Raw genomic sequence first — 21041 nt, forward strand, 5'->3', positions numbered from 1 at the left:
ATGCCGCCGCTTTTCTGTGTGGTCTGTCTGCTTGGCGTGTCAGACGCCGCCGATGGCTTGGATGCGCTCCCAGATGGCCTCGACGCCTTCGCGGGCTTTCAGGTTGGTGAAGAGCGTGGGCAGGTTGGGGCGCATGCGTGCGGAGTCGTGCTCCATGACCTCAAGGCGCGCGCCCACGTAGGGGGCGAGATCGGTTTTGTTGATCACAAGGATATCAGAGCGCGTCACGGCCGGGCCGCCCTTGCGCGGAATTTCCTCGCCTGCGGCCACGTCGATCACATAGATTGTCAGGTCGGCCAGCTCGGGGCTGAAGGTGGCGGAGAGGTTGTCTCCGCCGCTCTCGATCAGCACGATTTCCACATCCGGATGACGGGTGACCATTTCGGCCACGGCGGCGAGGTTGATCGAGGCATCTTCGCGGATGGCGGTGTGCGGGCAACCGCCTGTCTCGACACCGATGATGCGGTCAGAGGGCAGCACTTGCAGGCGCACCAGCGCTTCGGCATCTTCTTGTGTGTAGATATCGTTGGTGATCACGCCGATGGAGTGGCTGTCACGCAGACGCTCTGCCAAGGCGGCGGTGAGCGTGGTTTTACCCGCGCCGACGGGGCCGCCGATCCCGATGCGCAGGGGGCCGTTCGGGCTGGGGCGTGCGGGCGCGGGGCGCTCTTGTGTCACTGTCTCGCTCATGTGCGGAATATCCTTGAGTATTGGGTTTCATGCTTCATCGAGGCGATGTCGCCGAGGAAATTGGTGGAGGACAGCTTTGTCAGATCACCGTGTTCTGTGACTTTGGCCAAAGCGGGCAAGCGGGCTGTGAGCTTTTGCAGCATCTTCTGGCCATCGGTTTGGCCCACGGGTGCAAGGCGCTGGCCTGCGGCCACAAGGTTGGACAGGAAGCTTTGCAGATAGAGCGTTTGGGTGAGCGTGAGCGGCAGGTTTGCCCGCGCCGAGGCAGCGCCAAGGGCGACGGGGTAGGTAAGCCCCGTGAGCCCCCCCTCCCATATCGTTTCGGTGATGCGCCCGAAGCTTGCGCCCTGCTGATCACTCTCGAGCCAGCGTTCGCGGCTGGGGGCAAAGGCGCGCGCGGTTGCGTCAACCGTCAGGAGCGTCTCTGCGCTTTTGGCGCGCCATGCGGCGGCAATGAGCAGCGCATCCGAGCGGCCAGCGCCATAGAGGAGCACATCTTCCAGCCATGCCTCAAGGCTGGCCGCATCGGTGACCCAGCCCTGATCGGCGGCAGCCTCAAGCCCGTGCGAATAGGCAAAGGCCCCGATGGGGTAGGCCGGCGAGAGCCACTGCGTGAGCGTGAGGATATCTGTGTCAGTGGCTATGGCCATGGGTCCGTCCGTGGCCATAGGCCCCGCCCTCGGGGGTGAAAGGCTCTGTCACCTCCCGCAGGGTTGCACCCAGCTTTTGGAGCATATCCAGCAAGACGTGGTTTGACTGGATCAGCAAGCGCCCCGCCTCGATCTGGCAGGGGGTGTGGCGGTTGCCGATGTGCCACGCAAGGCGTGTGAGGTCGCTGCCCGTGACTTCGAGCAAGGCCTCCTCGGCCGCGATCACCTCAAACAGGCGGCCATCTTCCAGCTCAAAGGCATCGCCGCCACCAAGCGAGGTGGTTTGGGCCAGATCCACGAGAAACTCGGTGCCGCCCTGTGTGGTCAGCACCTTGCGGCGTAAAAACCGCTCTTCGTAGGTGAGCATGACGCGCTCGTCGCCGCTGTGGGAGTGGGTGATGGAGCGGGCTGTGGGCAGTGACATCTGTCTCTCCTTCAGAACATGAAATAGCGCTGCGCCATGGGCAGCACTTCGGCGGGCTGGCATGTGAGCAATTCGCCATCTGCGCGCACTTCGTAGGTTTCGGGGTTCACCTCCATATGCGGGGTGGCTGTGTTGAGCATGAGGTCTTTCTTGCCGATGTTGCGGGTGTTGCTCACCGCGACGGTCTGTTTGGCAAGGCCAAGGCGCGCGCCAATGCCTGCGGCTTGCGCAGCCTCGCTCACAAAGGTCACGGCGTTGTGCTCGACCGAGCGGCCAAAGGCCCCGAACATGGGCCGCGAATAGACGGGCTGGGGTGTCGGGATAGAGGCGTTGGGGTCGCCCATCTGCGCCATGACGATGGTGCCAGACATGAGCACCATCTCGGGCTTCACGCCGAAGAACGCAGGGTTCCAGAGCACGAGGTCGGCGCGTTTGCCCTCTTCGATAGAGCCGATTTCGCGGCTGATGCCATGGGCGATGGCGGGGTTGATCGTATATTTCGCGATATAGCGGCGGACGCGGAAGTTATCGTTGTCGCCTGTTTCTTCGGCCAGCCGCCCGCGCTGCTTTTTCATTTTGTCAGCGGTCTGCCATGTGCGGATGAGCACTTCCCCCACACGGCCCATGGCCTGACTGTCAGAGGCGATGATGGAGAAGGCCCCCATATCATGCAGGATGTCTTCTGCTGCAATCGTCTCGCGGCGGATGCGGCTTTCGGCAAAGGCCACATCTTCGGGGATGGATTTGTCCAGATGGTGACAGACCATGAGCATATCCAGATGCTCTTCCAGCGTGTTCACCGTGAAGGGGCGCGTGGGGTTGGTGGAGGAGGGCAAGACATGCTCTTCACCGCAGATCTTGATGATGTCGGGCGCGTGCCCGCCGCCTGCGCCTTCGGTGTGGAACGCGTGGATCGTGCGGCCTTTCATGGCCTTGACGGTGTGTTCGACAAAGCCGCTCTCGTTGAGCGTGTCGGTGTGGATCATCACCTGAACATCCATCGCATCCGCGACGGTGAGGCAGCAATCAATCGTTGCGGGGGTTGTGCCCCAGTCTTCATGCAGCTTGAGCGCGCAGGCTCCGCCGACCACTTGCTCTTCCAGCGCGGCCGGCAGCGAGGCGTTGCCCTTGCCCGCAAACGCGAGGTTCATCGGAAAGGCGTCGGCGGCCTGCAACATCCGCCCGATATGCCAGGGGCCGGGGGTGCAGGTTGTGGCGAGCGTGCCATGCGCGGGGCCAGTGCCGCCGCCCAACATGGTTGTGAGGCCCGAATGCAGCGCATCTTCGATTTGCTGGGGGCAGATGAAGTGGATGTGGCTGTCAAAGCCGCCCGCCGTGAGGATACGGCCCTCGCCAGCGATGATCTCGGTGCCCGGCCCGATGATGACGTTGACGCCCGGCTGGGTGTCAGGGTTGCCTGCCTTGCCGACTTTGTGGATGCGCCCGTCTTTGAGGCCGACATCGGCTTTGTAGATGCCTGTGTGATCCACGATCAGCGCGTTGGTGATAACCGTGTCGACAGCGCCTTCGGCGCGTGTGACCTGTGACTGGCCCATGCCATCGCGGATGACTTTGCCACCGCCGAACTTGACCTCTTCGCCGTAGAGGGGCGCATTGCCCTGGCCTGCGGCCAGATCGGCGGTCAGGTCGCGCTCCACTTCGATGATGAGGTCGGTGTCGGCAAGTCGCAGCTTGTCGCCCGTGGTGGGGCCGAACATGGCGGCATAATCGGCGCGTGAGATCGTGGCGGGCATTAGAGCGCTCCCATAACTTTTTGATTGAAGCCAAAGACACGCCGCTCGCCCGCGAAGGGCACAAGCTGCACCTCGCGGCGCTGGCCCGGCTCAAAGCGCACGGCTGTGCCTGCGGCGATATCAAGGCGCTGCCCTTGGGCGGCGGCGCGGTCAAACTCCAGCGCCGGATTGGTCTCGGCAAAGTGGTAATGCGAGCCGACCTGCACAGGCCTGTCGCCCGTATTGGACACCATCAGCGTGAGCGCCTCGCGCCCCACATTGAGGGTCAGCTCGCCCGCGGCAGGAAACAGCTCTCCGGGGATCATGCGCGGCGCTTCCAGATGAGCAGGGCAACCACGATGACCAGCCCGCCCACGGCCATGATGCCGCCGATGTCTGATGCGTGGATATGCGGCAGTGGCTCCTGATGGGCCAGAGCGGGTGTGGCGAGTAGCAACAGCGGGATATATTTCATTGTGGGTCTCCTTTTAGCGGATCGGGTTGTGGACGGTCACAAGCTTGGTGCCGTCGGGAAAGGTGGCCTCGACCTGCACGTCGTGGATCATCTCGGGGATGCCCTCCATACATTGGTCGCGGGTGATGACATGCGCGCCTGCTTCCATCATGTCGGCCACCGAGCGGCCGTCGCGGGCGCCCTCGACAACGGCATCGGTGATGAGCGCAATTGCCTCGGGGTGGTTGAGCTTGACGCCGCGCGCCAGCCGCTTGCGGGCAACTTCGGCGGCGAGGGCCACGAGGAGTTTGTCTTTTTCACGGGGGGTCAGGTTCATGTTAGATCATCCAGCATCTTGGCAGTTGGTTTTGAGACAGGCGGTTCAAAATAGGCACGAGGCTTTGACGCAGCGCGTAGCTGTCAGGCGCGAGCAGGCGCGCAACCAGCAGATCTTCGCCAATCACGCTGGCCCCCGCCGCGGGTGGCAGCATGGCGCGCAAGGGAGCAAGGTGGCTCTCGGCATCGGGTGCAACATAGGCGATGAGCGCCATCGCCCGCGCGCCAGCCGCAACATGGGGGCGGTCAAGATGCGCAGCCATGACACCGTCAAAGCGGGTCGCGTCGAGAAAGAGTGGGGCTCCATCTCGGACAATCTCGATACGGTCGTGCAGCTGCAGGTGGGTCAGCTCTTCGCCCATGGTTGCCCGGCCAAAGACCATCGGCTCAACAAGCAGTGCGCTTGCGCCTTGGGCCATGTTTAGCGTGAGCGTGCGGTTCAGGTGGCTTTTGTTGAACAGGATCGTCTCTTGCGGCACCCAGTTGATATGGCCGCCCTTGGCCACAGTGAGGCTGGTCTCAAGCTGCCCCGCCGCGCCGGCTTGCGCGCGATAGGCGCGCTCGCAAGCCTGTGTGGTGAGCGTGAGGGCGCAGCCCGTTGCGACAGTGGCCGCGACCTGGAAGCTGTCGCCGCCCGTGATCCCGCCAGCGGTGTTGACGAGGACGCTCTCGAGCGTTGCAGCTTTCTGGCGCGGAAACAGGCAGCGAAACGAGCCTGACTGGCGCAGGGTGTCGAGCACTGTCTTTCCGTCGCGCAGCTTGACAGAAAGCGCAACACGCCCGATCGCGCGCGGCTGTACCGGCTCGGCCATAGCGTCTGATATGCGGGTGGTCAGAGTGATGCGTGCCTCCAGCAGCTGAGGTGTGTTGCTGCTTTTTGAGGCAGTTCGGGGAGGGGGCTCCAGCCAAAAGCTACATGGCAGGGGGCTCAATCAGCTCTTGCTTATATTTTAACCGTAATGCGCGGCTTCTGCGGAAAATTTACGCATCCGCAAGCGAAGGCCTTGGAAGCTGCTGCCGCCCCTCGCTTCGGGATGTGTGACCTTCAGGTCAGACAATCGTTAGGTAGCCACATACTCACAAAGATACGATGCGTTGAAATCCTGCCTCTGAAATGGCTGGCCTGCAATTTTTGGGGACTTATCACCGTGACAAAAACTATCTTACTCAGCCTTCTGGGCGCAACGGCTCTTACATCGGCAGGCGCGATCGCCTCTGCGGGCGGGCTGACTGCTGCTGTTGACGAGGGCGTTGTTGCTGCTCAGCTCAGCAAGGCCGCTACGTTTGCGGGGCGCACCGGCGCTGCCGCCTTTGCCATCGGCCCTGAGTGATCGGAAGAGCTGGGCGCGTCTGTTACTGGGCGTGTCGGCTTCTCGCTGAAGAACGATGCCGCCTTGGGCGCGATCGTCACGGCGGGCGAGCGCAAGCGCGAAGCGCTGCTGAACTTCGGTGTGGAGCTGGATGCGCAGCGTCAGGTTGTGTTCACAGCGGGCCAGCTTCAGGAGAAGCTCGAGTTTGGCACAGAGGGCGCGCAAGAGTGGGTCAAGCAAAACGCGATCGGCGTTGCTTATGATGCGAGCCGCTACGCCTTTAATGTTTACCATGTTGACTCAGAGACGACCGACAATTTTGTCGGCGCGAAGTCCACAGGGGCAGAGATGACAGGGCGGGTTGCTGTGTCAGAGGCGGCCACGCTCGAACTGGGCGCTGGCTACCAGTCGCTGACATGGGATGACGCAACTGCAGGCTCCGAAGGCCTGACCGCGAGCCTTGATATGAGCTATCAGCTCAGCGCGTCGACACGTCTCAATGTTTTTGCCGACCACAACATGTCTGAAAACCAGCTCGGGTTTGGCGGCAGCTGGGCGCTTGGCGCAGGCACGCTTGCTGCGCGCTACACGTTCATCGAAGGCCGCGCGGGTGCTGTGACAGACGACAACCGCCTTGCGGTGACCTTTGCGATGCCTTTGGGCGGCAAAGCAACGACGCTGTCAACGCGTGGCGCACCACAACTCGCCAGCGCACCAGCGGCCTCGACACTGCTCTCGGACGTGATGACACGCCCCGGCTACCTGCCACAGCGTGTGATCGTGAAGGCGGCTGAGAGCTCATGTACTGTGGCCAGCGCTGTTCCGGTGACTTGGGTCCAAACTACTGACCGTCAATTCCAACTCTTCGTAGCAGCAATCGTCGAAGGCACATACACCGTAACCTGGATCATGGATGGCAGCGTGGCTCAACCTTCGACAGTTCTTATCGAAAACCAGGGCGGATTGTTCGGGACCTTCCCAGAAGACACATGGGCAGACAGCGACTTTTACACGGTAGATGGACCCGTATCCGAGACCCCCAAATTTCTCATTGAGGGCGAGAGCGGGTGTTTCTACTTTGGTAACGTGTCCGTCACATAACCTTTGAGGCCTATGGGTGCTGCTCGGTGAGAAGATAGCATCCTCCCGAAGCCTTCAGCTTCGCTGAGGTCTACCATACGTAAAACAACTGGCGGCGTGGCATGATCTGCTGCGCCGCCAGTTTGCTGTTTGGCCCTGAGCGGGACGATCGAGCGCCCGATCTTCAGGATCACGGCGGCCTGCGGGGTTGTGGCCACAACAGGTGTCAGGCCTCTGTGGTTTTGGCTCTTAGGAGCGGGCCCATGACAATGGGTGTGAGATACATCGGAAATTGGTAACAGCCCAAGAAAATGAGGAAGTCTTCAGACTGTGTGGCGCTGGATGCGATGAGGAACAGGGCCACGTTTCGGTTGCCTGCGACGAGCGCCATGGGCGCGGCCTCGCGTCCGGCTCCGCGCCATTTGAGAGCCGCGTAGGCCAAAACCTGCAGGCCGATGTTTGCGCCGAAGGCCACGGCCATCCACCCCAAGAGAACCATTGGCGCGGCGGACAGCGCCGGTGCGACGGCGCTCATCAGGCCAATCACGATGATTGCGAGCGCGATGGATGTTATCCCGTCGAGCGCCTGAATTTCCGGAGCGCTCATTGAGGGGCGCAGAAGCGCGCGCGCGACGAACGCCAAAGCGACCGCAGTGCAGATTGACAGGCCAAGATGCAGCGAGGTGGAGACTGCGGCTTGCAAGCTTCCCAAAGCGGGTGAAAACCAGAAAATCGGGATGATGGTGAGAGAGAGAACCAAAGTGCCGATGATCAGCAGTCGAAAAGCAGGATCTGGCGGATGCCCCAGCATGATCGACATGTTGGGGCTTCCTGTTACCGAGGGGGCTGCGAGCATGAGGGTGAGTGCGATGGCGACGGGGCTTTGCGCCATGCCAAAGAGCGCAAAACCTGCGATGCACACGAGCGGGAGGGCGAGTTGATAGACCAGCACCAGCCCCAATGTGCGGTGGGCGTTCTGGAGGCCAGCTATGGTCTCGGGGAGGCCGACGCGAAAGGCGGTCAGGAAGAGCAGGGCGAGAACGAACTCACCCAGCCAGGGGCGCAGGGCCAGTGCAACATCCGGCAGCACCAGCCCTGCAAGAAGGCCCGCCACGAGCACAAAGCGTCCGTGGCGGGCGAGTTGGCCAAGTGCCTTGATCATAGGCTAGCCAGCGGGTCGCTGTGCCATGGTCTCGGGCAGCCATGTTGCAAGCTCTGGCCAGATCACAAGGATTGCGACCATCAGCAGCATAAGCCCCACCATCGGAATCGCGGTTTTGGCGATATAGCCGATGTCATGGCGTGTCATGCCTTGCAGGACGAAGAGGTTGAAGCCGATGGGCGGCGTGACTTGTGCGGTCTCGATGACGACGACAAGGAAGATGCCGAACCAGATCACATCAATGCCAGCGCTGCGGATCATGGGCTCCACAATCGCCATTGTCAGAACGACCGAAGACAACCCGTCCATGAACATGCCAAGGATCAGGTAGAAGACCGTCAAGACCGCGATCAGCGCGACGGGTGACAGGTTGTAGCTGTCGATCAGTTCCGCCAATGCGCGGGGAAGCCCGGTGAAGCCCATCGAGAGCGACAGGAAGGCTGCGCCCATGAGGATGAAGGCAATCATTGCCGAGGTTTTTGTCGCGCCGAGCAAAGCCTCCTTGAATGTGACCCAATCAAGCGACCCTTGCCCGAGCGAAAGCACAAGCGCCCCCACGACGCCGACGGCGGCGGCCTCGGTTGCGGTGGCGTAGCCTGTGTACATGGAGCCGATGACAACGAACACCAGACCAAAGACAGGCAGCAGAAAGCGGCTTTCGGCGAGGCGTGTTTTCCACGGCATGGGAGGCTCGGGGTCGGGGCGCTGGTCTTTGTACATAAAGTGCCAGAAGACGATGTAGAGCATGAAAAGCCCTGCCAAGACGAGCCCCGGAAAGACGCCTGCCATGAACAGTTTGGTGATGCTTTCATTGATGGTGACGCCATAAACAATCAACGTCAGCGACGGCGGGATCATGAGGCCGAGTGTGGCCGCGCCTGCCAGTGTCCCGATGATCATGAACTCGGGGTAGCCGCGTTTGCGCAACTCGGGGATCGACATTTTGCCAACCATGTTGAGGGTTGCCGCAGAGGAGCCCGACACCGCCGCGAAGATTGTACAGCCTGCAATATTCGTATGCAGCAAGCCGCCCGGGAGCGACCGCATCCACGGGGCAAGGCCGCGAAACATATCTTGGGATAATCGGGTTCGAAATAAGATTTCACCCATCCAGATGAAGAGCGGCAGGGCGGTGAGTGTCCAGCTGGCCGAGCCCGACCAGATGGTGGTGATCATCGCGTCGCCTGCCGGGCGGGTTGTGAAGAGCTCCATCCCCACCCAAGCCACGCCCATCAGCGCAAGGCCGATCCAGACGGAGCCGCCGAGCAAGGCAAAGAGGACAAACAGGAAGATGACTGTTGCGTAAAGTTCGGTCATTCCAGAACCTCCGAGTGAATGTGGCTTGTCCGTGTGGCGAGCAGGCGCATGAGGTAATCCCAGATCGCAATGGCCAATAGGATTGTGCCGATCGACATGGGCAGCTGCGGCAACCACACAGGTGTATAGACCAGCTCCGAGCTGGTGTTGGCCCACATCTCGCCCCATTTGGCAGGAGAGTTTGCAAACATCGCGAAGAAGGTCAAAAGCCACTCTGGCACAAAGTCTTGCCCCTGTGTGCGGTCGTTGAGCACTTCGGACATGATATTGGTTTTTACAGCATATCGGGCAAAATAGGTCGCCGTGATCGCGGCAATGAACATTGCGACGGCATCAAGCCAGAGTCTGGTGTGCTTGTTGAGGTTCAACAGCACAGAGACGCGAATGTGCCCGCCTTGTGTAAGCGTGTAGGCCAGCGCGAAGAAGGAGGTCGCGGCCATAGCGTAGCCGGCATATTCGGTTGAGCCATGGAACGTGAAATTCGACCAGCGCGAGACCATTTGACCTATGATCAAGAGCAGGATCAGCACCATAAAGCAGGCCGCGACCGCGCCTGCGGCCTTGTAGATGGAATCAAGCAATCGCCAGAGAGGCTGGAATTGCTGTGCGGCCTTCGGCCCCTGCCACAGGCAGTAGAGCGCCAGCAGGGTCGGAAAGACAAAGAGCCAGACCCATAAGGGCAGCCCCAGAAATGGTTGCCAATCTCGCATTGAACGTTCCCCAAAATAAAATACGAGCGGCCTCTTCGCACTGAGAGGCCGCTCTTTGTGTGGTTAGTTGGCTGCGTAGGCGTCGAGGATGGCTTTCGCATCGTCCCCGGCCGAGGCGATCCAGTCATCTTTCATTTTGGCGCCGATACGCTCCAGCTCTGCAAGGAACTCGGGGCTCGCGTCTTCCACTTTCATGCCGTTGGCTTCGAGCTGCTCAAAGTACCAGCCAGCCAGCTCGGCTGATTTGGTGGCGCATGCGGCACCCGCTTCATCGGCGGCTTTCTGGACGTTGGCTTGCATGTCTGCTGACAGGCCGTCCCAGACGCCTTTGTTGACCATCACATAGTTGCGCGGGTGCCAGGCGTTGACTTTGTAGTAGTGGCTGAGCTGCTCCCAGACCTTGCGGTCATAGCCTGTCGAGCCTGACGAGATGAAGGCTTCGGCAACACCTGTCGCAAGGGCTTGGCTGAGTTCGGCGGCTTCAACCTGAACAGGGATCATGCCGAGCTCTTCAGCGAAGGTGGCTGTGGCCGTGTTGTAAGAGCGGAACTTGACGCCTTGTGTATCTGCTGATGATTTGACTTCTTTGTTGAAGTAGAAGCCCTGACCCGGCCATGGGCAGGTGTAGAGCGTCACGAGGTTCTGCTCTGCAAGCTGTGCGTTGACCTTGTCTTTTGCGGCGGCCCAGAGCTTTTCGTTGGCTTCATAGCTGGCCGCCACGAAAGGCACATTGTCCCAGCCGAGGAGCGGAGCTTCGTTGGCGTGGGCCGACATGAAGCGCTCACCGATTGGGGCCTGACCTGTCTGAACAGCGCGTTTGATTTCGCCGCCTTTAAAGAGCGAGCCGCCCGGATGAACCGTGATGTCGATCTCGCCGCCGGTGTACTCGCGTACTTTGTCTGCGAACATAACGCCCATTTCCGAATGGAAGTTGGTCGCGGCATAGGCCATGGGCATATCCCACTTTTCCGCAGTGGCGGCCGAGCCTGCAATTGCGAGCGCCACGGTTGCGGCAGCTGTGCTGAGTTTCTGGGTAAGTGCGTTCATTTTATCTCTCCCTGAGTTTGTTTTGCACGTTTCTTGGTTATTTGCCCGCTGCAAACCGCATGGGTTCAAACGGGCGCATATCGTGGTTTGAATGATTCTTGGTGATCATGTCAGCGACAAGGCGGCCTGTTTTGGCACCCCCTGTCAACCCGATGTGGTGGTGGCCGAAGGCTGTAAAGACGCCGCTATTGTTCAGCTCGCCAATCAGCGGCAGGCTGTCGGTGGGGGCAGGGCGGAAGCCGAGCCACTCTTCTTCGGAGGCAAAGGTCAGGTCTGGAAAGAACTCTTGAACCTTGCGGCGCAGAAGCTTGAGCGGCGCTTTGGACGGCGTTTCGCTCAGCCCGCCAAATTCGACGATGCCCGCGCAACGCAGGCCCTGATCCATTGCCGTGGCAACAAATTTGCCCGCGGCCAGCATCATCGGGTTGTTGGGGCGTTGGCTCGGGTCTTTGAAAACGATGTGGTAGCCGCGCTCTGCTTCAAGCGGCACGTTGAGCCCGAGTTTGGCCATGAGAGGCTTGGACCAAACGCCCGAGGACACCACGGCCTTGTCGCAGTGAATGCGGCCTGCGCTGGTATCGACGGCGCTCACCTGCCCGCCGCTCAGCTCGAAGTCTTTGACTTCGGCCTGCACAAATGTGCCGCCCATATCTTCGAGCAGTTTTACAAGATCCTGGACGTAGGACGCGGGGTTGAGGATAAACCCGTGGTTCTGAAGCACGGCCAAGAGCTTGCTTTGTGGCCCGAGGATCGGCTCGACCTCTTGCACAGCGTGGCCTTCGATCAGCTCCGGAACAAAGCCCGCCTCACGGCGCAACTGCCATGTGAAGGCATCAGCCTCAAACGCAGCCTTGTCAGCATAAGCAAAGCTGTAGCTGCTCTGCTGCACCCATTTGGCGGCGTCTGTCCCGGCGGTCAGGGCTTGGTGTTGCTCAAGGCTGTCACCCACGATTGTGGTCAGGCCTTTGCTGATGCGGCGTGTGTCATTTTCGTTGGCGTGGCTCATGTATTTCACAAGCCACGGGATTAGCTTGGGAACATAGCTCCACCGCATGAAGAGCGGGAAATTGGGGTCGGCAAGGTAGGCCGGGCCTTTTTTGATAAGCCCCGGGCCCGTCACAGGCACCACAGAGGCGCTCGCCAAGATACAGCCATTGCCGTAGGAGGCGCCCATGCCGGGCTTGCCTTTGTCGAGCAGAGTAACCTCAAGCCCTGCACGCCGCAGCCAGATAGCTGTCGCCGCACCAACAATCCCTGCGCCTACGATGACGACATGCTCCGACTTCATATGCCAGTATCCCTCTGTTCCAGCTTTTCACACTGGCAGGGAGCTTCCATCATTTCCAATATAATTAACTAGCACAAGCATCACATAAAGTGATATCTCGCTCGGATGAAGCTGAGATTTCGACAATTACAGGCCTTTCACGCGATCGTAGAGGCGGGCACGGTGACAGGGGCTGCTGAGGCCTTGGGGATTTCTCAACCGGGCATCTCGAATCTCCTGTCCCAGCTTGAGCGCCAAACCGGCTTCAGATTGTTCGAGCGGTTGCATGGCCGCCTTGTTGCGACACCTGAAGCGGAACTCATGTACCGTGAGGTCGATACGGTGGTGCGCGGCCTTGACCATGTGACCCAAACGGTTGTGGATTTGCAGAACAAGCAGGCAGGGCAGCTGCAGGTCGCGTCGCAACATTCCATGTCGTTTGGCTTCATGCCCAAGATGATCGCCAAGTTTGCCCAGTCGCGGCCTGATATGAATATCTCCTTTCAGTCGCAATACAGCTCCAAGATTCAGGAATGGGTTCTTTCGGGCCTGTTTGAAATTGGCGTTTGTGAGCTGCCGATCCTTTATGACACGCTGCATGCCTATCCGCTCCATGTTGAAACACGTATTGCCTTGCCCAAAGATAACCCTTTGGCAGAGCACGCGGTTCTCACACCTCACTTGCTGCGGGACCAACCCTTTGTGGTGATGGGGCCAGACCATATTCTGCAACGCCGCTTGCGCGATGCCTTTGACAGCGCTGGCGTGCCCCTGCAAGCGCGGGTCCATTCGCATCTTTTCAAGAACCTGCTCGGATTTGTTAAGGAGGGGATGTGCGTTGCGTTGCTCGATCGGTTCGAGCTGGAGTTTGACCACGATGACCGCTTTGTGACGCGCCGTTTTGAACCTGAAATTTTGATGGATATGGTTGTCATAACCTCGGCCACGCGGCCTCTGTCTCAGGTTGGCAAAGAGTTTCTACAGCTTCTCTTGGCAGAGCTTCAGCCCTACAAAGCAGATGGCACGCCCCTCACGCGTGCAACATAGGAGTGGACATGGCCAAAGCAGCCGTTGGCATCTTGATGCTGGAAACAAACTTCCCGCGCCCGCCGGGCGACATCGGGCACGCGCAGACATGGGATTTCCCTGTCGTGATGCGCAAGGTGGGGGGCGCAAGCGCGCAAGCTGTTGTTCATGAAAACCCCCGCTTGTTGCTTGATGCCTTTATCGGTGTGGGGCGCGAACTTGTGGCCGATGGCTGCGCGGGGCTCGCGACATCATGCGGGTTTCTGTCTCTCATGCAGAATGATCTGAAGGATGCGCTGGGTGTGCCCTTTGCAAGCTCGCCTTTGATGCAGCTTCCGATGATCGAGGCGATGCTTCCCACAGCCCAGAAAGCCGGCGTTCTCACGATTTCTGAAGAAAGCCTGAGCGCTGACCATCTGCGCGCTGTTGGTGCGCGCGCGGATACGGCTGTTGTTGGTCTGCCAAGCACCGGGGCCTTTGCCAGAGCTATTTTCCAAGACAGAAACGAGATGGATTTTGCGGCCTGTCGCGACGAGATGTGCGATGCGGCGCTGGGTCTGGTGTCTGGGCATGACAGCATTGGCGCTATCGTGCTCGAATGTACCAACATGGCCCCTTATGCACATGACATTGCGCAGGTCACGGGGCGGCCCGTTCACTCCATCGTCAGTTTTCTCAACTGGTTCCAGTCCGGTTTGGTGCCGCCACGATTTTGATCTGCGCCCCATCAGACCGGGGGTGTACTGTACCCGCAGCGCTGTAGCGCTCGCGTGCTGCTTAGGGGGTGCCTTGCAGCAACTCGCGCAGGTTTTGCGCTTGAACGGGGCGATCCCGCAAATCAAGGGCCGAGTTTAGATCGACAAGGTGGCTGCGCATAAGCTCCTCTGCATTTTGCGCGTCCCCATCCGCGATTGCTTGCACGAGGGCATGGTGGGCATGGCTTTCACACAGCGCGCTTTCGCGCCGCCAATAGAGCGCAATGACGAGTGAAGAGCGGGCGATCAGCGTTTCGATAAACCGACCGATTGTATCCTGATCGGCGATCCGTGCGAGCTCGATATGAAAGAGGCCTGACAGGTTGAGCGCGCGCCCGTGGTCCCCTGCGTCCAGGGCCAAATGCTCTTGGGTGATGTGATCTTTGAGAATTTCGATATCGCGGGCCGTGGCGCGGCTGGCGGCAGAGCGGGCTGTGCGCGGCTCAAGCAATGCGCGGGCCTCAAACACCTCCCGGGCTTCGCGCGGGGTCGGGCTTGCCACAAAAGCCCCCTTGTTGCGCTGGATTTCGACAAGCTGGACATGCGCGAGCGATTGCAAGGCGGCGCGCACAACGGTGCGCGACACATTGTAGATTTCACCGATTTCATCCTCGCCCAGCTTTGTGCGGGGCGAGAGGCGATGTTCATGAATCGCCAAGGCCAGCGCATCAGCTACCTTTTGAGTCGCGTTTTGCGGTTTGGGCGTGGAGATAGGCAATGCCGACATAGAAGGCTCCTTTGGAATCGGTGATGCCAGACAGTCGCCGCGTGAACAAGATGCGACCCAATTGTATACAATGATGTATTAACATTGTGTTCAATAATTGAGCAACGATAAGACACTTCGCTCAGTTTTGTGCCATCGGCCTACCTTTTTTCTCAAAAAAGTTGGCGCTGTTTGGACTCAGATCATCAAAGCCGCTCAGCTGGGGTCAGCAAAGGAGCGAACATGACTGCGAAACATGATCTGGAACTGGTGGAAGTCACAAAACGCTACGGCACGACCGTTGCGGTGGATGCAATCCAGCACAGGTTCCAGCCGTCTTCCTACACGTGCCTGCTCGGGCCTTCGGGCTGTGGCAAGTCATCCACGCTGAGGATGATTGCAGGCCACGAAAGCGTGACGGAAGGCGCCATATTGCTATCGGGGCGCGATATTTCCAGCTTGCCCCCCGCCAACCGTGGCACAGCCATGATGTTTCAAAACTATGCATTGTTCCCGCATCTGAGCGTGCGCGACAACGTGGCCTTTAGCTTGAAAATGAAAGGTGTCGACCAAAAAGAGCGCCACGCGAAAGCCGGTGAGATGCTCGAACTGGTGGATCTGACCGCTTTGTCCGGCCGTCTGCCAGACCAGTTGTCTGGAGGGCAGCAACAGCGCGTTGCACTGGCGCGCGCCCTGATCACGCGCCCTGAGGTGTTGCTGTTGGATGAGCCTCTGTCAGCGCTTGACCCGTTTTTGCGCATCCGGATGCGCAGCGAGCTTAAAAAGCTGCAAAAAGAACTGGGGATCAGCTTCATTCACGTCACCCACGGCCAAGACGAAGCTCTGGCGCTGGCCGATGAGATTGTGGTGATGAACAACGCGGTTATCGAACAGGCCGGGCCTGCACGCGACGTGTTCAACGCGCCCAGAACCCGCTTTGTGGCCCAGTTTATGGGCGGTCATAACGTGATCGCGCTGCAGAGCGGCCATTTTGCCGTCCGCACCGATGCGGTCGCAATTACTGCGCCCAATATGGGCAAGTTAGACGCGCAGGTGATGGCCGTTGAGTATCAGGGCACTCACGTTTCGCTGATGTCGCGCATAGCAGGCGACCAGGAGGTGACGGCGCTTGTGCCCGAAGCCCAATACTTCACCACCCCGCATCACCCCGGAGACCAGATTGGTCTGAATTGGGATGCCAAAGATCAACATAAACTGACCGCGTAAACCGCGGCGCCTCTCACCAACCCGACAAGGAGACAACAGAATGACCAAGTTAGACACAAAGAAGGGCATCAGCCGCCGTGCCATGCTCAAAGGTGCGGCATCGACCGCAATTGCTGCCGGAACCACGACCCTTGGGGCCCCGATGATTTGGGCACAAAACATCAAGGACATCACCCTACGCCAATTCGGCACAGGCGTGTCCAACCTCAACGATGTTGCGGATAAGGTCAAAGAAGATCTGGGCTTCACGCTTGAAATGACGGCGCTTGACACCGACAGCGTGACACAACGCGCAGCCACACAGCCCAACAGCTTTGATATCGCAGACATCGAGTACTTTATCTGCAAAAAAGTCTGGGCCGCAGGCAACATGCAGGCCATGGACACCTCAAAGATCGCCAATTACGACAAGATCGCCGGTACATTCCGCAGCGGTTTGCTGACACCCGAGAGCACGATTGCACAAGGCACAGCACCGCATACTGTCGGCTTTACATCGGGCCCGAACGGCACAGACTTTGTGCAGGAAGAATCCGGCTGGATGACCCTGATCCCGACAATCTACAACGCTGACACGCTGGGCATCCGCCCCGATCTCATCGGCCGTCCGATCAACAACTGGTCAGAGCTTCTCAACCCCGAGTTCAAGGGCAAGGCGTCGATCCTCGATATCTCGTCCATCGGGATCATGGATATGGCAATGGTTGTGGAATCCATGGGCGAATACACTTACCCCGACAAAGGCAACATGACGAAAGAAGAGATTGATCTGACGCTTGGTATCTTCACGGAAGCCAAGAAAAACGGCCAGTTCCGCGCGTTCTGGAAGTCGTTCGACGAAAGCGTGAACTTGATGGCCTCTGGCGAGGTTGTGATCCAGTCGATGTGGTCTCCTGCGATCACAGCGGTGAAGTCTCAGGGCGTTCCTTGCGTCTACCAGCCTTTGGAAGAGGGCTACCGTTCTTGGGGTGGTGGTCTGGGGATCTCTGCGGCCCTGTCGGGTCTGGAGCTTGAAGCCGCCTATGAATACATCAACTGGTATCTCTCCGGCTGGGTCGGTGGCTATCTGATGCGTCAGGGCTATTACTCGGCGGTTCCGGAAACGTCCAAAGAGTTTATGACCGCGGATGAGTGGGGCTTCTGGTACGAAGGCAAAGCCGCGCAGGGCGATATCCTGTCTCCGACGGGCAGCAAACTGGCCGGCGCAGGCGAAGTCCGCGATGGCGGCTCGTTCAATGACCGGATGGGATCGGTTGTGTGCTGGAATTCCGTCATGGACGAAAACCAATACATGGTCCGCAAGTGGAACGAATTTATCGCGGCTTGAGAATGACCAACGGGTGCGCCACAGGGCGCACCCACCCCCCAATTGCAAAGATGACTTATGAAAAAGCTGCTAGAAAATCGCAATGTAACCGGCTGGTTGATGGTGTCTCCCCTGGCGGCTGTCTTGCTGTTTTTCCTTGTGATGCCGATCATTCTGATCGTGATCGTCAGCTTCTGGCGCGCTACCGAATTTTCCATCATTCCGGCCTTTGAATGGGACAATTACGAATTTCTGTTCGGATCACCCGTCACCTACACGGTGTTTCTCAACACGTTTAAATATGCGTTCGTCACATGGCTGTGCACTCTGCTGATAGGGTTCACCGTTGCCTATTATCTGGCGTTTCACATCCGCAGCCTGACGTGGCAAATCGCACTGTTTTTGCTCTGCACAATTCCGTTCTGGACCTCCAACATCATCCGTATGATCAGCTGGATACCGTTCCTCGGGCGCAACGGCATCGCCAACACAACCTTGATGTCATGGGGCGTGATAGACGCGCCGGTCGAGTGGCTGTTGTTCAGCGATTTCGCGGTGATCCTCGCGTTCGTACATCTTTACACTCTGTTTATGGTCGTTCCGATCTTCAACACAATGATGCGGATCGACCGCTCTCTGATCGAGGCGGCGCGGGATGCAGGCGCAAACGGCGCGCAAATCCTGTGGAACGTCATCATTCCCCTGACAAAGCCAGGTATCATGATCGGCACAATTTTTGTGGTCACGCTCGTGATGGGAGACTTCATCACTGTGCGCTTCATGAGCGGCAGCCAATCGGCCAATGTGGGCCGCCTGATCTCAAATGATATTGCTTTGCTCCAATACCCGAGCGCCTCTGCAACAGCCATCGTTCTGCTTGCCACGGTCCTGATCACAATTGGTATCTTGCTGCGCTTTGTCGACATTCGGAAGGAGTTGTAATGGAACCGCGTCCGCGCTCATTCTACGTGCTATCTGCGTTCTTCGCCCTGTTTGTGCTCTTTCTCTACGGGCCGACCGTGACAATCGGCATCCTCTCGTTTCAAGGCGAAGGTGGTGGGCTGACATTTCCGATGCGCGGCGTTTCGATGTATTGGTTCTATGACCTCTTCGAACAACAGGCCGTGGGCGACATCTGGGGCAGCTTCCGCCGCTCTATTGTGTTGGGGCTGATGGTCATGGTCACGACAGTGGTCGTCTCTGTCATGGGCGGTTTGGCCTTTCGCAAGAAATTCGCAGGCTCCGGCATTCTGTTCTACCTGATCATCACAGCGCTGGTGATCCCGTCTATCCTTGTCTCGCTGGGCGTTGGGTTGTTGTTTTCCCAATCCGGGCTCAACGTTCATTGGTCTACATCAGGGTTCGGGGCGCAGCTGACATGGACGCTGCCGTTTGGTCTGCTGATCATGTTTGCGGTGTTCAACCGGTTTGACAAAAGCTACGAGGAAGCCGCCCGTGATCTGGGGGCCTCGTCCTGGCAGACAATCCGCTATGTTGTTTTGCCAATCATTGCGCCCTCCCTGATTGGCGTGGCCTTGTTTGGCTTCACGCTCAGCTATGACGAATTTGCACGCACCCTGTTGACGGCGGGCAGCTACAATACGCTGCCGCTCGAGATTTACGGGATGACGACCAATGTCACCTCACCAGTGCTCTACGCGCTCGGCACACTGACCACGTTATTTTCTCTGCTCATCATCGGTGTCTTTCTTGCGCTTGCGCTGCTGAGCAACCGCCGCAAAGCGCGCGCCGCCAGCGACGCGGGAAAGGCTGTCTGATGATTGTTCTGATCAACCCGAACAGCACTGAGGCAATGACCCGGGCGATGGTAGAAACAGCCTTGAAAGCGGGCGTTGTGCTGGAAGGCTGGACATCCCTTGATGGGCCGGCCGCAATTCAGGGCCCCGACGACGGCGCGGCCTGTATTCCGCCTTTGCTGGCTCTGGTGCGCAAAGCCAATGAGGCGGGCGCCACGGCGATCATCATCGGCTGCTTTGATGACACAGGCCTGAAAGAGGCACGCGACATTGCCGCCTGTCCTGTTATCGGGGTTGGGCAAGCCGCCTATCACATGGCCGCATTGGCAGGGGGGCGGTTCTCTGTCGTGACCACGCTCGATGTTTCCATCCCGATCTTGAAAGGCAATGCGCATGCCTACGGGTTCAAGGCGCAACTGGCCCGTGTCCGCGCCAGTGGTGTGCCTGTTCTGGATTTGGAAACCGACCCTGACGGAACCGCCGATGTGGTCATTGGCGAGATAAATCGTGCGGTGCATGAGGACAACGTGAAGACGATCGTTCTTGGCTGTGCTGGCATGAGCCATATCCCGCGGTATTTTGAGACGCGTGATACTGTCAGGCTGGTTGATGGTGTCACATCTGCTGCGCAATTTGCGCGCCTGTTGGCAACGTAACCCCTGCTTTTGGCCAAGCGCATATTGCCACGGCTTTAACCCGCTCAGCCAAGAGCCGGTCTGAACCTGGCGCAAGATTGACGTCGCCCGTGCGCGCGCTCTACCCTGTGGGTGTTAAACGGTTCTGGTAGAAAGGTAGAGGTATGTCCCCAAAAACCAACTGGTCACGCCGTGGTGCTTTGGCGCTTCTGTTCACCTCACCGCTTGTTGCCTGTTCCTCGGTGCAGCATCAGGGGACTGAAGCTCAAAGCTCGAACGCGCTCAGATTGAAGATGGTGCAATTCATAGTCGATTATGAAGCGCGCCGCGATGCCGACGGCAAGTTGATTGTATATCCACTGCCTGGGGTTGATGGTGGCGGACGTTTTGAAGTTGCTGGCATAAACGAGAAGTACCATCGCGCAGAGGCCATAAGGTTGCGCAGGATAATTGAGGCTGGCGAACCAGATCGCGCAGAGCGGGAAGCCGTCGAATACATAGCAGGCAAAACAGACTTCCCCGCAAGGATTGCCAGAACCAACGCCATAAAGTTCTTGCTGAGAGATATTGCCTGGAACCGAGGGCCGACAGGCGCGGTAAGAACTTTGCAAATTGCTTTGAACCTGAAGGTCGATGGAAAAGTTGGTCCGAAAACACGCGGGGCGCTGGACGCTGCCGAAAACAACCCCAAAGCGCTGATTGGGGCTATAAGATCTGCTCGGGAAAAATACGAGCGACGTTGGGCTGGACGGGATGAGACGAGTATTTTTTGGGAGGGTTTGGTGAACCGTTGGAACAAAGCAGGTGCCCAAGCGAAAACATATCTTTAGCTGCGCGTTGGCTGTTCCGTCAGGTTTGGGGCATGCACGTCACGATGCGAAACGGCGGCGCGTATGATTTTCAAAGCGAGCAGCCATTGTGCCGCCCACGGCAACCTTCTTGATCAACGGTTACGTCATAGAGTTGAACCCGATCATGTTGTCTTCGGCTGAGCCCTACTAAAAGGGGGGGATTACCGACATACCTCAGCCGTGTTTTTTTTGTATTTGTCTTCTCGACGATCCCATAGCCGAGTATGCCAAAGCTGGCTTTTGTCAGTTTTGAAAATTGCTAGGCGTCTTTCGAGAGGCTTCTTATGGGTATGCTTATTTCACCTCACGGTGCGGCTTTGCTGTGTAGAGGCTTTAGCGAAATTTTGAATTCAAAGCGCGCTTTGCGCGAATTAAGTTCGTGATGCCAAATAATAAGGTGGAGGCGAGTAGGAGAATCGAACTCCTGTACACGGATTTGCAATCCGCTGCGTAACCACTCCGCCAACTCGCCGAAGCCACGGGTTTCTTAGGGTTTCCTTGCGAGGGCTGCAAGGGGGTAAACAGCGTGTTTGCGTTTTCTTCGCGCTCTTTGGTGCTGGCTGGCCAAATTTGGGCGTGTTCCGGCTCTGTTTAAGAC

The 21041-nt window shown here is 58.7% G+C and carries 24 protein-coding genes and 1 tRNA gene; 10 read left to right on the top strand and 15 right to left on the bottom strand.

The genetic code is table 11. The features are described from left to right. Nucleotides 1–39: 39 nt before the first annotated feature. The 8 genes from ureG to ACTG3X_RS02870 are packed head-to-tail and all read right to left on the bottom strand — an operon-like array spanning nt 40 to nt 5099. Nucleotides 40–690, bottom strand: a complete 651-nt coding sequence (gene ureG / locus ACTG3X_RS02835; RefSeq protein WP_439109722.1) for an urease accessory protein UreG — start codon at nt 688–690, stop codon at nt 40–42. Next, nucleotides 687–1358, bottom strand: coding sequence for an urease accessory protein UreF (locus ACTG3X_RS02840; protein WP_439109723.1), 672 nt, complete (start codon nt 1356–1358; stop codon nt 687–689). The genes ureG and ACTG3X_RS02840 overlap by 4 nt, the downstream gene beginning before the upstream one ends. Further along, entirely contained in the window at nt 1324–1764 is a 441-nt protein-coding gene (locus ACTG3X_RS02845; RefSeq protein ID WP_439109724.1) for an urease accessory protein UreE, read from the bottom strand. The genes ACTG3X_RS02840 and ACTG3X_RS02845 overlap by 35 nt, the downstream gene beginning before the upstream one ends. Before the next feature lie 11 nt (nt 1765–1775). Next, entirely contained in the window at nt 1776–3518 is a 1743-nt protein-coding gene (ureC, locus tag ACTG3X_RS02850) for an urease subunit alpha (RefSeq protein WP_439109725.1), read from the bottom strand. Beyond that, nucleotides 3518–3823, bottom strand: coding sequence for an urease subunit beta (locus ACTG3X_RS02855; RefSeq protein WP_439109726.1), 306 nt, complete (start codon nt 3821–3823; stop codon nt 3518–3520). Before ACTG3X_RS02855 ends, ureC begins: the two co-directional genes overlap by 1 nt. Beyond that, nucleotides 3820–3972 (bottom strand): hypothetical protein, encoded by a 153-nt coding sequence (locus ACTG3X_RS02860; RefSeq protein WP_439109727.1) that lies wholly within the window; start codon nt 3970–3972, stop codon nt 3820–3822. The genes ACTG3X_RS02855 and ACTG3X_RS02860 overlap by 4 nt, the downstream gene beginning before the upstream one ends. A 13-nt stretch (nt 3973–3985) precedes the next feature. Then, nucleotides 3986–4288 (bottom strand): urease subunit gamma, encoded by a 303-nt coding sequence (locus ACTG3X_RS02865; RefSeq protein ID WP_439109728.1) that lies wholly within the window; start codon nt 4286–4288, stop codon nt 3986–3988. 1 nt (nt 4289) lies between these two features. Beyond that, the gene (locus tag ACTG3X_RS02870) at nt 4290–5099 is read right to left on the bottom strand and encodes an urease accessory protein UreD (protein WP_439109729.1); all 810 of its coding nucleotides are present in this window, start codon (nt 5097–5099) and stop codon (nt 4290–4292) included. Between the two features lie 336 nt (nt 5100–5435). On the opposite strand from ACTG3X_RS02870, the gene ACTG3X_RS02875 reads away from it, so the two are divergent. Together ACTG3X_RS02875 and ACTG3X_RS02880 are read left to right on the top strand one after the other, a co-directional pair. Next, complete coding sequence (locus tag ACTG3X_RS02875) at nt 5436–5618, top strand: hypothetical protein (protein ID WP_439109730.1); 183 nt, start codon at nt 5436–5438, stop codon at nt 5616–5618. A gap of 63 nt (nt 5619–5681) precedes the next feature. Beyond that, nucleotides 5682–6698, top strand: a complete 1017-nt coding sequence (locus ACTG3X_RS02880) for a hypothetical protein (protein ID WP_439109731.1) — start codon at nt 5682–5684, stop codon at nt 6696–6698. 205 nt (nt 6699–6903) lie between these two features. On the opposite strand, the gene ACTG3X_RS02885 is transcribed toward ACTG3X_RS02880, so the two are convergent. The 5 genes from ACTG3X_RS02885 to ACTG3X_RS02905 form a co-directional block, all read right to left on the bottom strand. Beyond that, entirely contained in the window at nt 6904–7839 is a 936-nt protein-coding gene (locus ACTG3X_RS02885; RefSeq protein ID WP_439109732.1) for a hypothetical protein, read from the bottom strand. A gap of 3 nt (nt 7840–7842) precedes the next feature. After that, on the bottom strand, nt 7843–9156 hold the full coding sequence (locus ACTG3X_RS02890) for a TRAP transporter large permease (RefSeq protein ID WP_439109733.1): 1314 nt from the start codon (nt 9154–9156) through the stop codon (nt 7843–7845). Next, nucleotides 9153–9866, bottom strand: coding sequence for a TRAP transporter small permease (locus tag ACTG3X_RS02895; RefSeq protein ID WP_439109734.1), 714 nt, complete (start codon nt 9864–9866; stop codon nt 9153–9155). The genes ACTG3X_RS02890 and ACTG3X_RS02895 overlap by 4 nt, the downstream gene beginning before the upstream one ends. A 63-nt stretch (nt 9867–9929) precedes the next feature. Beyond that, nucleotides 9930–10913, bottom strand: a complete 984-nt coding sequence (locus tag ACTG3X_RS02900; protein WP_439109735.1) for a TRAP transporter substrate-binding protein — start codon at nt 10911–10913, stop codon at nt 9930–9932. Nucleotides 10914–10950: 37 nt separating this feature from the next. Continuing rightward, nucleotides 10951–12201, bottom strand: a complete 1251-nt coding sequence (locus ACTG3X_RS02905) for an NAD(P)/FAD-dependent oxidoreductase (RefSeq protein WP_439109736.1) — start codon at nt 12199–12201, stop codon at nt 10951–10953. Between the two features lie 105 nt (nt 12202–12306). On the opposite strand from ACTG3X_RS02905, the gene ACTG3X_RS02910 reads away from it, so the two are divergent. Both ACTG3X_RS02910 and ACTG3X_RS02915 read left to right on the top strand, forming a co-directional pair. Beyond that, a complete protein-coding gene (locus tag ACTG3X_RS02910; RefSeq protein ID WP_439109737.1) occupies nt 12307–13227 on the top strand; it encodes a LysR family transcriptional regulator in 921 nt (306 codons plus the stop codon). A gap of 8 nt (nt 13228–13235) precedes the next feature. After that, entirely contained in the window at nt 13236–13922 is a 687-nt protein-coding gene (locus tag ACTG3X_RS02915) for an aspartate/glutamate racemase family protein (RefSeq protein WP_439109738.1), read from the top strand. 61 nt (nt 13923–13983) lie between these two features. On the opposite strand, the gene ACTG3X_RS02920 is transcribed toward ACTG3X_RS02915, so the two are convergent. Further along, nucleotides 13984–14688, bottom strand: coding sequence for a GntR family transcriptional regulator (locus ACTG3X_RS02920; RefSeq protein WP_439109739.1), 705 nt, complete (start codon nt 14686–14688; stop codon nt 13984–13986). A 222-nt stretch (nt 14689–14910) separates the two neighbouring features. Between ACTG3X_RS02920 and ACTG3X_RS02925 the strand changes: the two genes are divergently transcribed. The 6 genes from ACTG3X_RS02925 to ACTG3X_RS02950 all read left to right on the top strand — a co-directional run bounded on the left by ACTG3X_RS02925 (nt 14911) and on the right by ACTG3X_RS02950 (nt 20422). Continuing rightward, the gene (locus ACTG3X_RS02925; RefSeq protein ID WP_439109740.1) at nt 14911–15894 is read left to right on the top strand and encodes an ABC transporter ATP-binding protein; all 984 of its coding nucleotides are present in this window, start codon (nt 14911–14913) and stop codon (nt 15892–15894) included. A 40-nt stretch (nt 15895–15934) separates the two neighbouring features. After that, nucleotides 15935–17221 (top strand): ABC transporter substrate-binding protein, encoded by a 1287-nt coding sequence (locus tag ACTG3X_RS02930; protein WP_439109741.1) that lies wholly within the window; start codon nt 15935–15937, stop codon nt 17219–17221. Between the two features lie 57 nt (nt 17222–17278). Beyond that, nucleotides 17279–18142, top strand: coding sequence for an ABC transporter permease (locus ACTG3X_RS02935; RefSeq protein WP_439109742.1), 864 nt, complete (start codon nt 17279–17281; stop codon nt 18140–18142). Beyond that, the gene (locus ACTG3X_RS02940; protein ID WP_439109743.1) at nt 18142–18978 is read left to right on the top strand and encodes an ABC transporter permease; all 837 of its coding nucleotides are present in this window, start codon (nt 18142–18144) and stop codon (nt 18976–18978) included. Before ACTG3X_RS02935 ends, ACTG3X_RS02940 begins: the two co-directional genes overlap by 1 nt. Then, nucleotides 18978–19613, top strand: coding sequence for an aspartate/glutamate racemase family protein (locus ACTG3X_RS02945; RefSeq protein ID WP_439109744.1), 636 nt, complete (start codon nt 18978–18980; stop codon nt 19611–19613). The genes ACTG3X_RS02940 and ACTG3X_RS02945 overlap by 1 nt, the downstream gene beginning before the upstream one ends. A gap of 272 nt (nt 19614–19885) precedes the next feature. Further along, a complete protein-coding gene (locus ACTG3X_RS02950) occupies nt 19886–20422 on the top strand; it encodes a putative peptidoglycan-binding domain-containing protein (protein ID WP_439109904.1) in 537 nt (178 codons plus the stop codon). Nucleotides 20423–20841: 419 nt separating this feature from the next. On the opposite strand, the gene ACTG3X_RS02955 is transcribed toward ACTG3X_RS02950, so the two are convergent. Beyond that, nucleotides 20842–20915, bottom strand: a tRNA-Cys gene (locus tag ACTG3X_RS02955). Nucleotides 20916–21041 lie beyond the last annotated feature (126 nt).

The organism is Lentibacter sp., assembly GCF_965658795.1.
Lineage (GTDB): Bacteria > Pseudomonadota > Alphaproteobacteria > Rhodobacterales > Rhodobacteraceae > Lentibacter.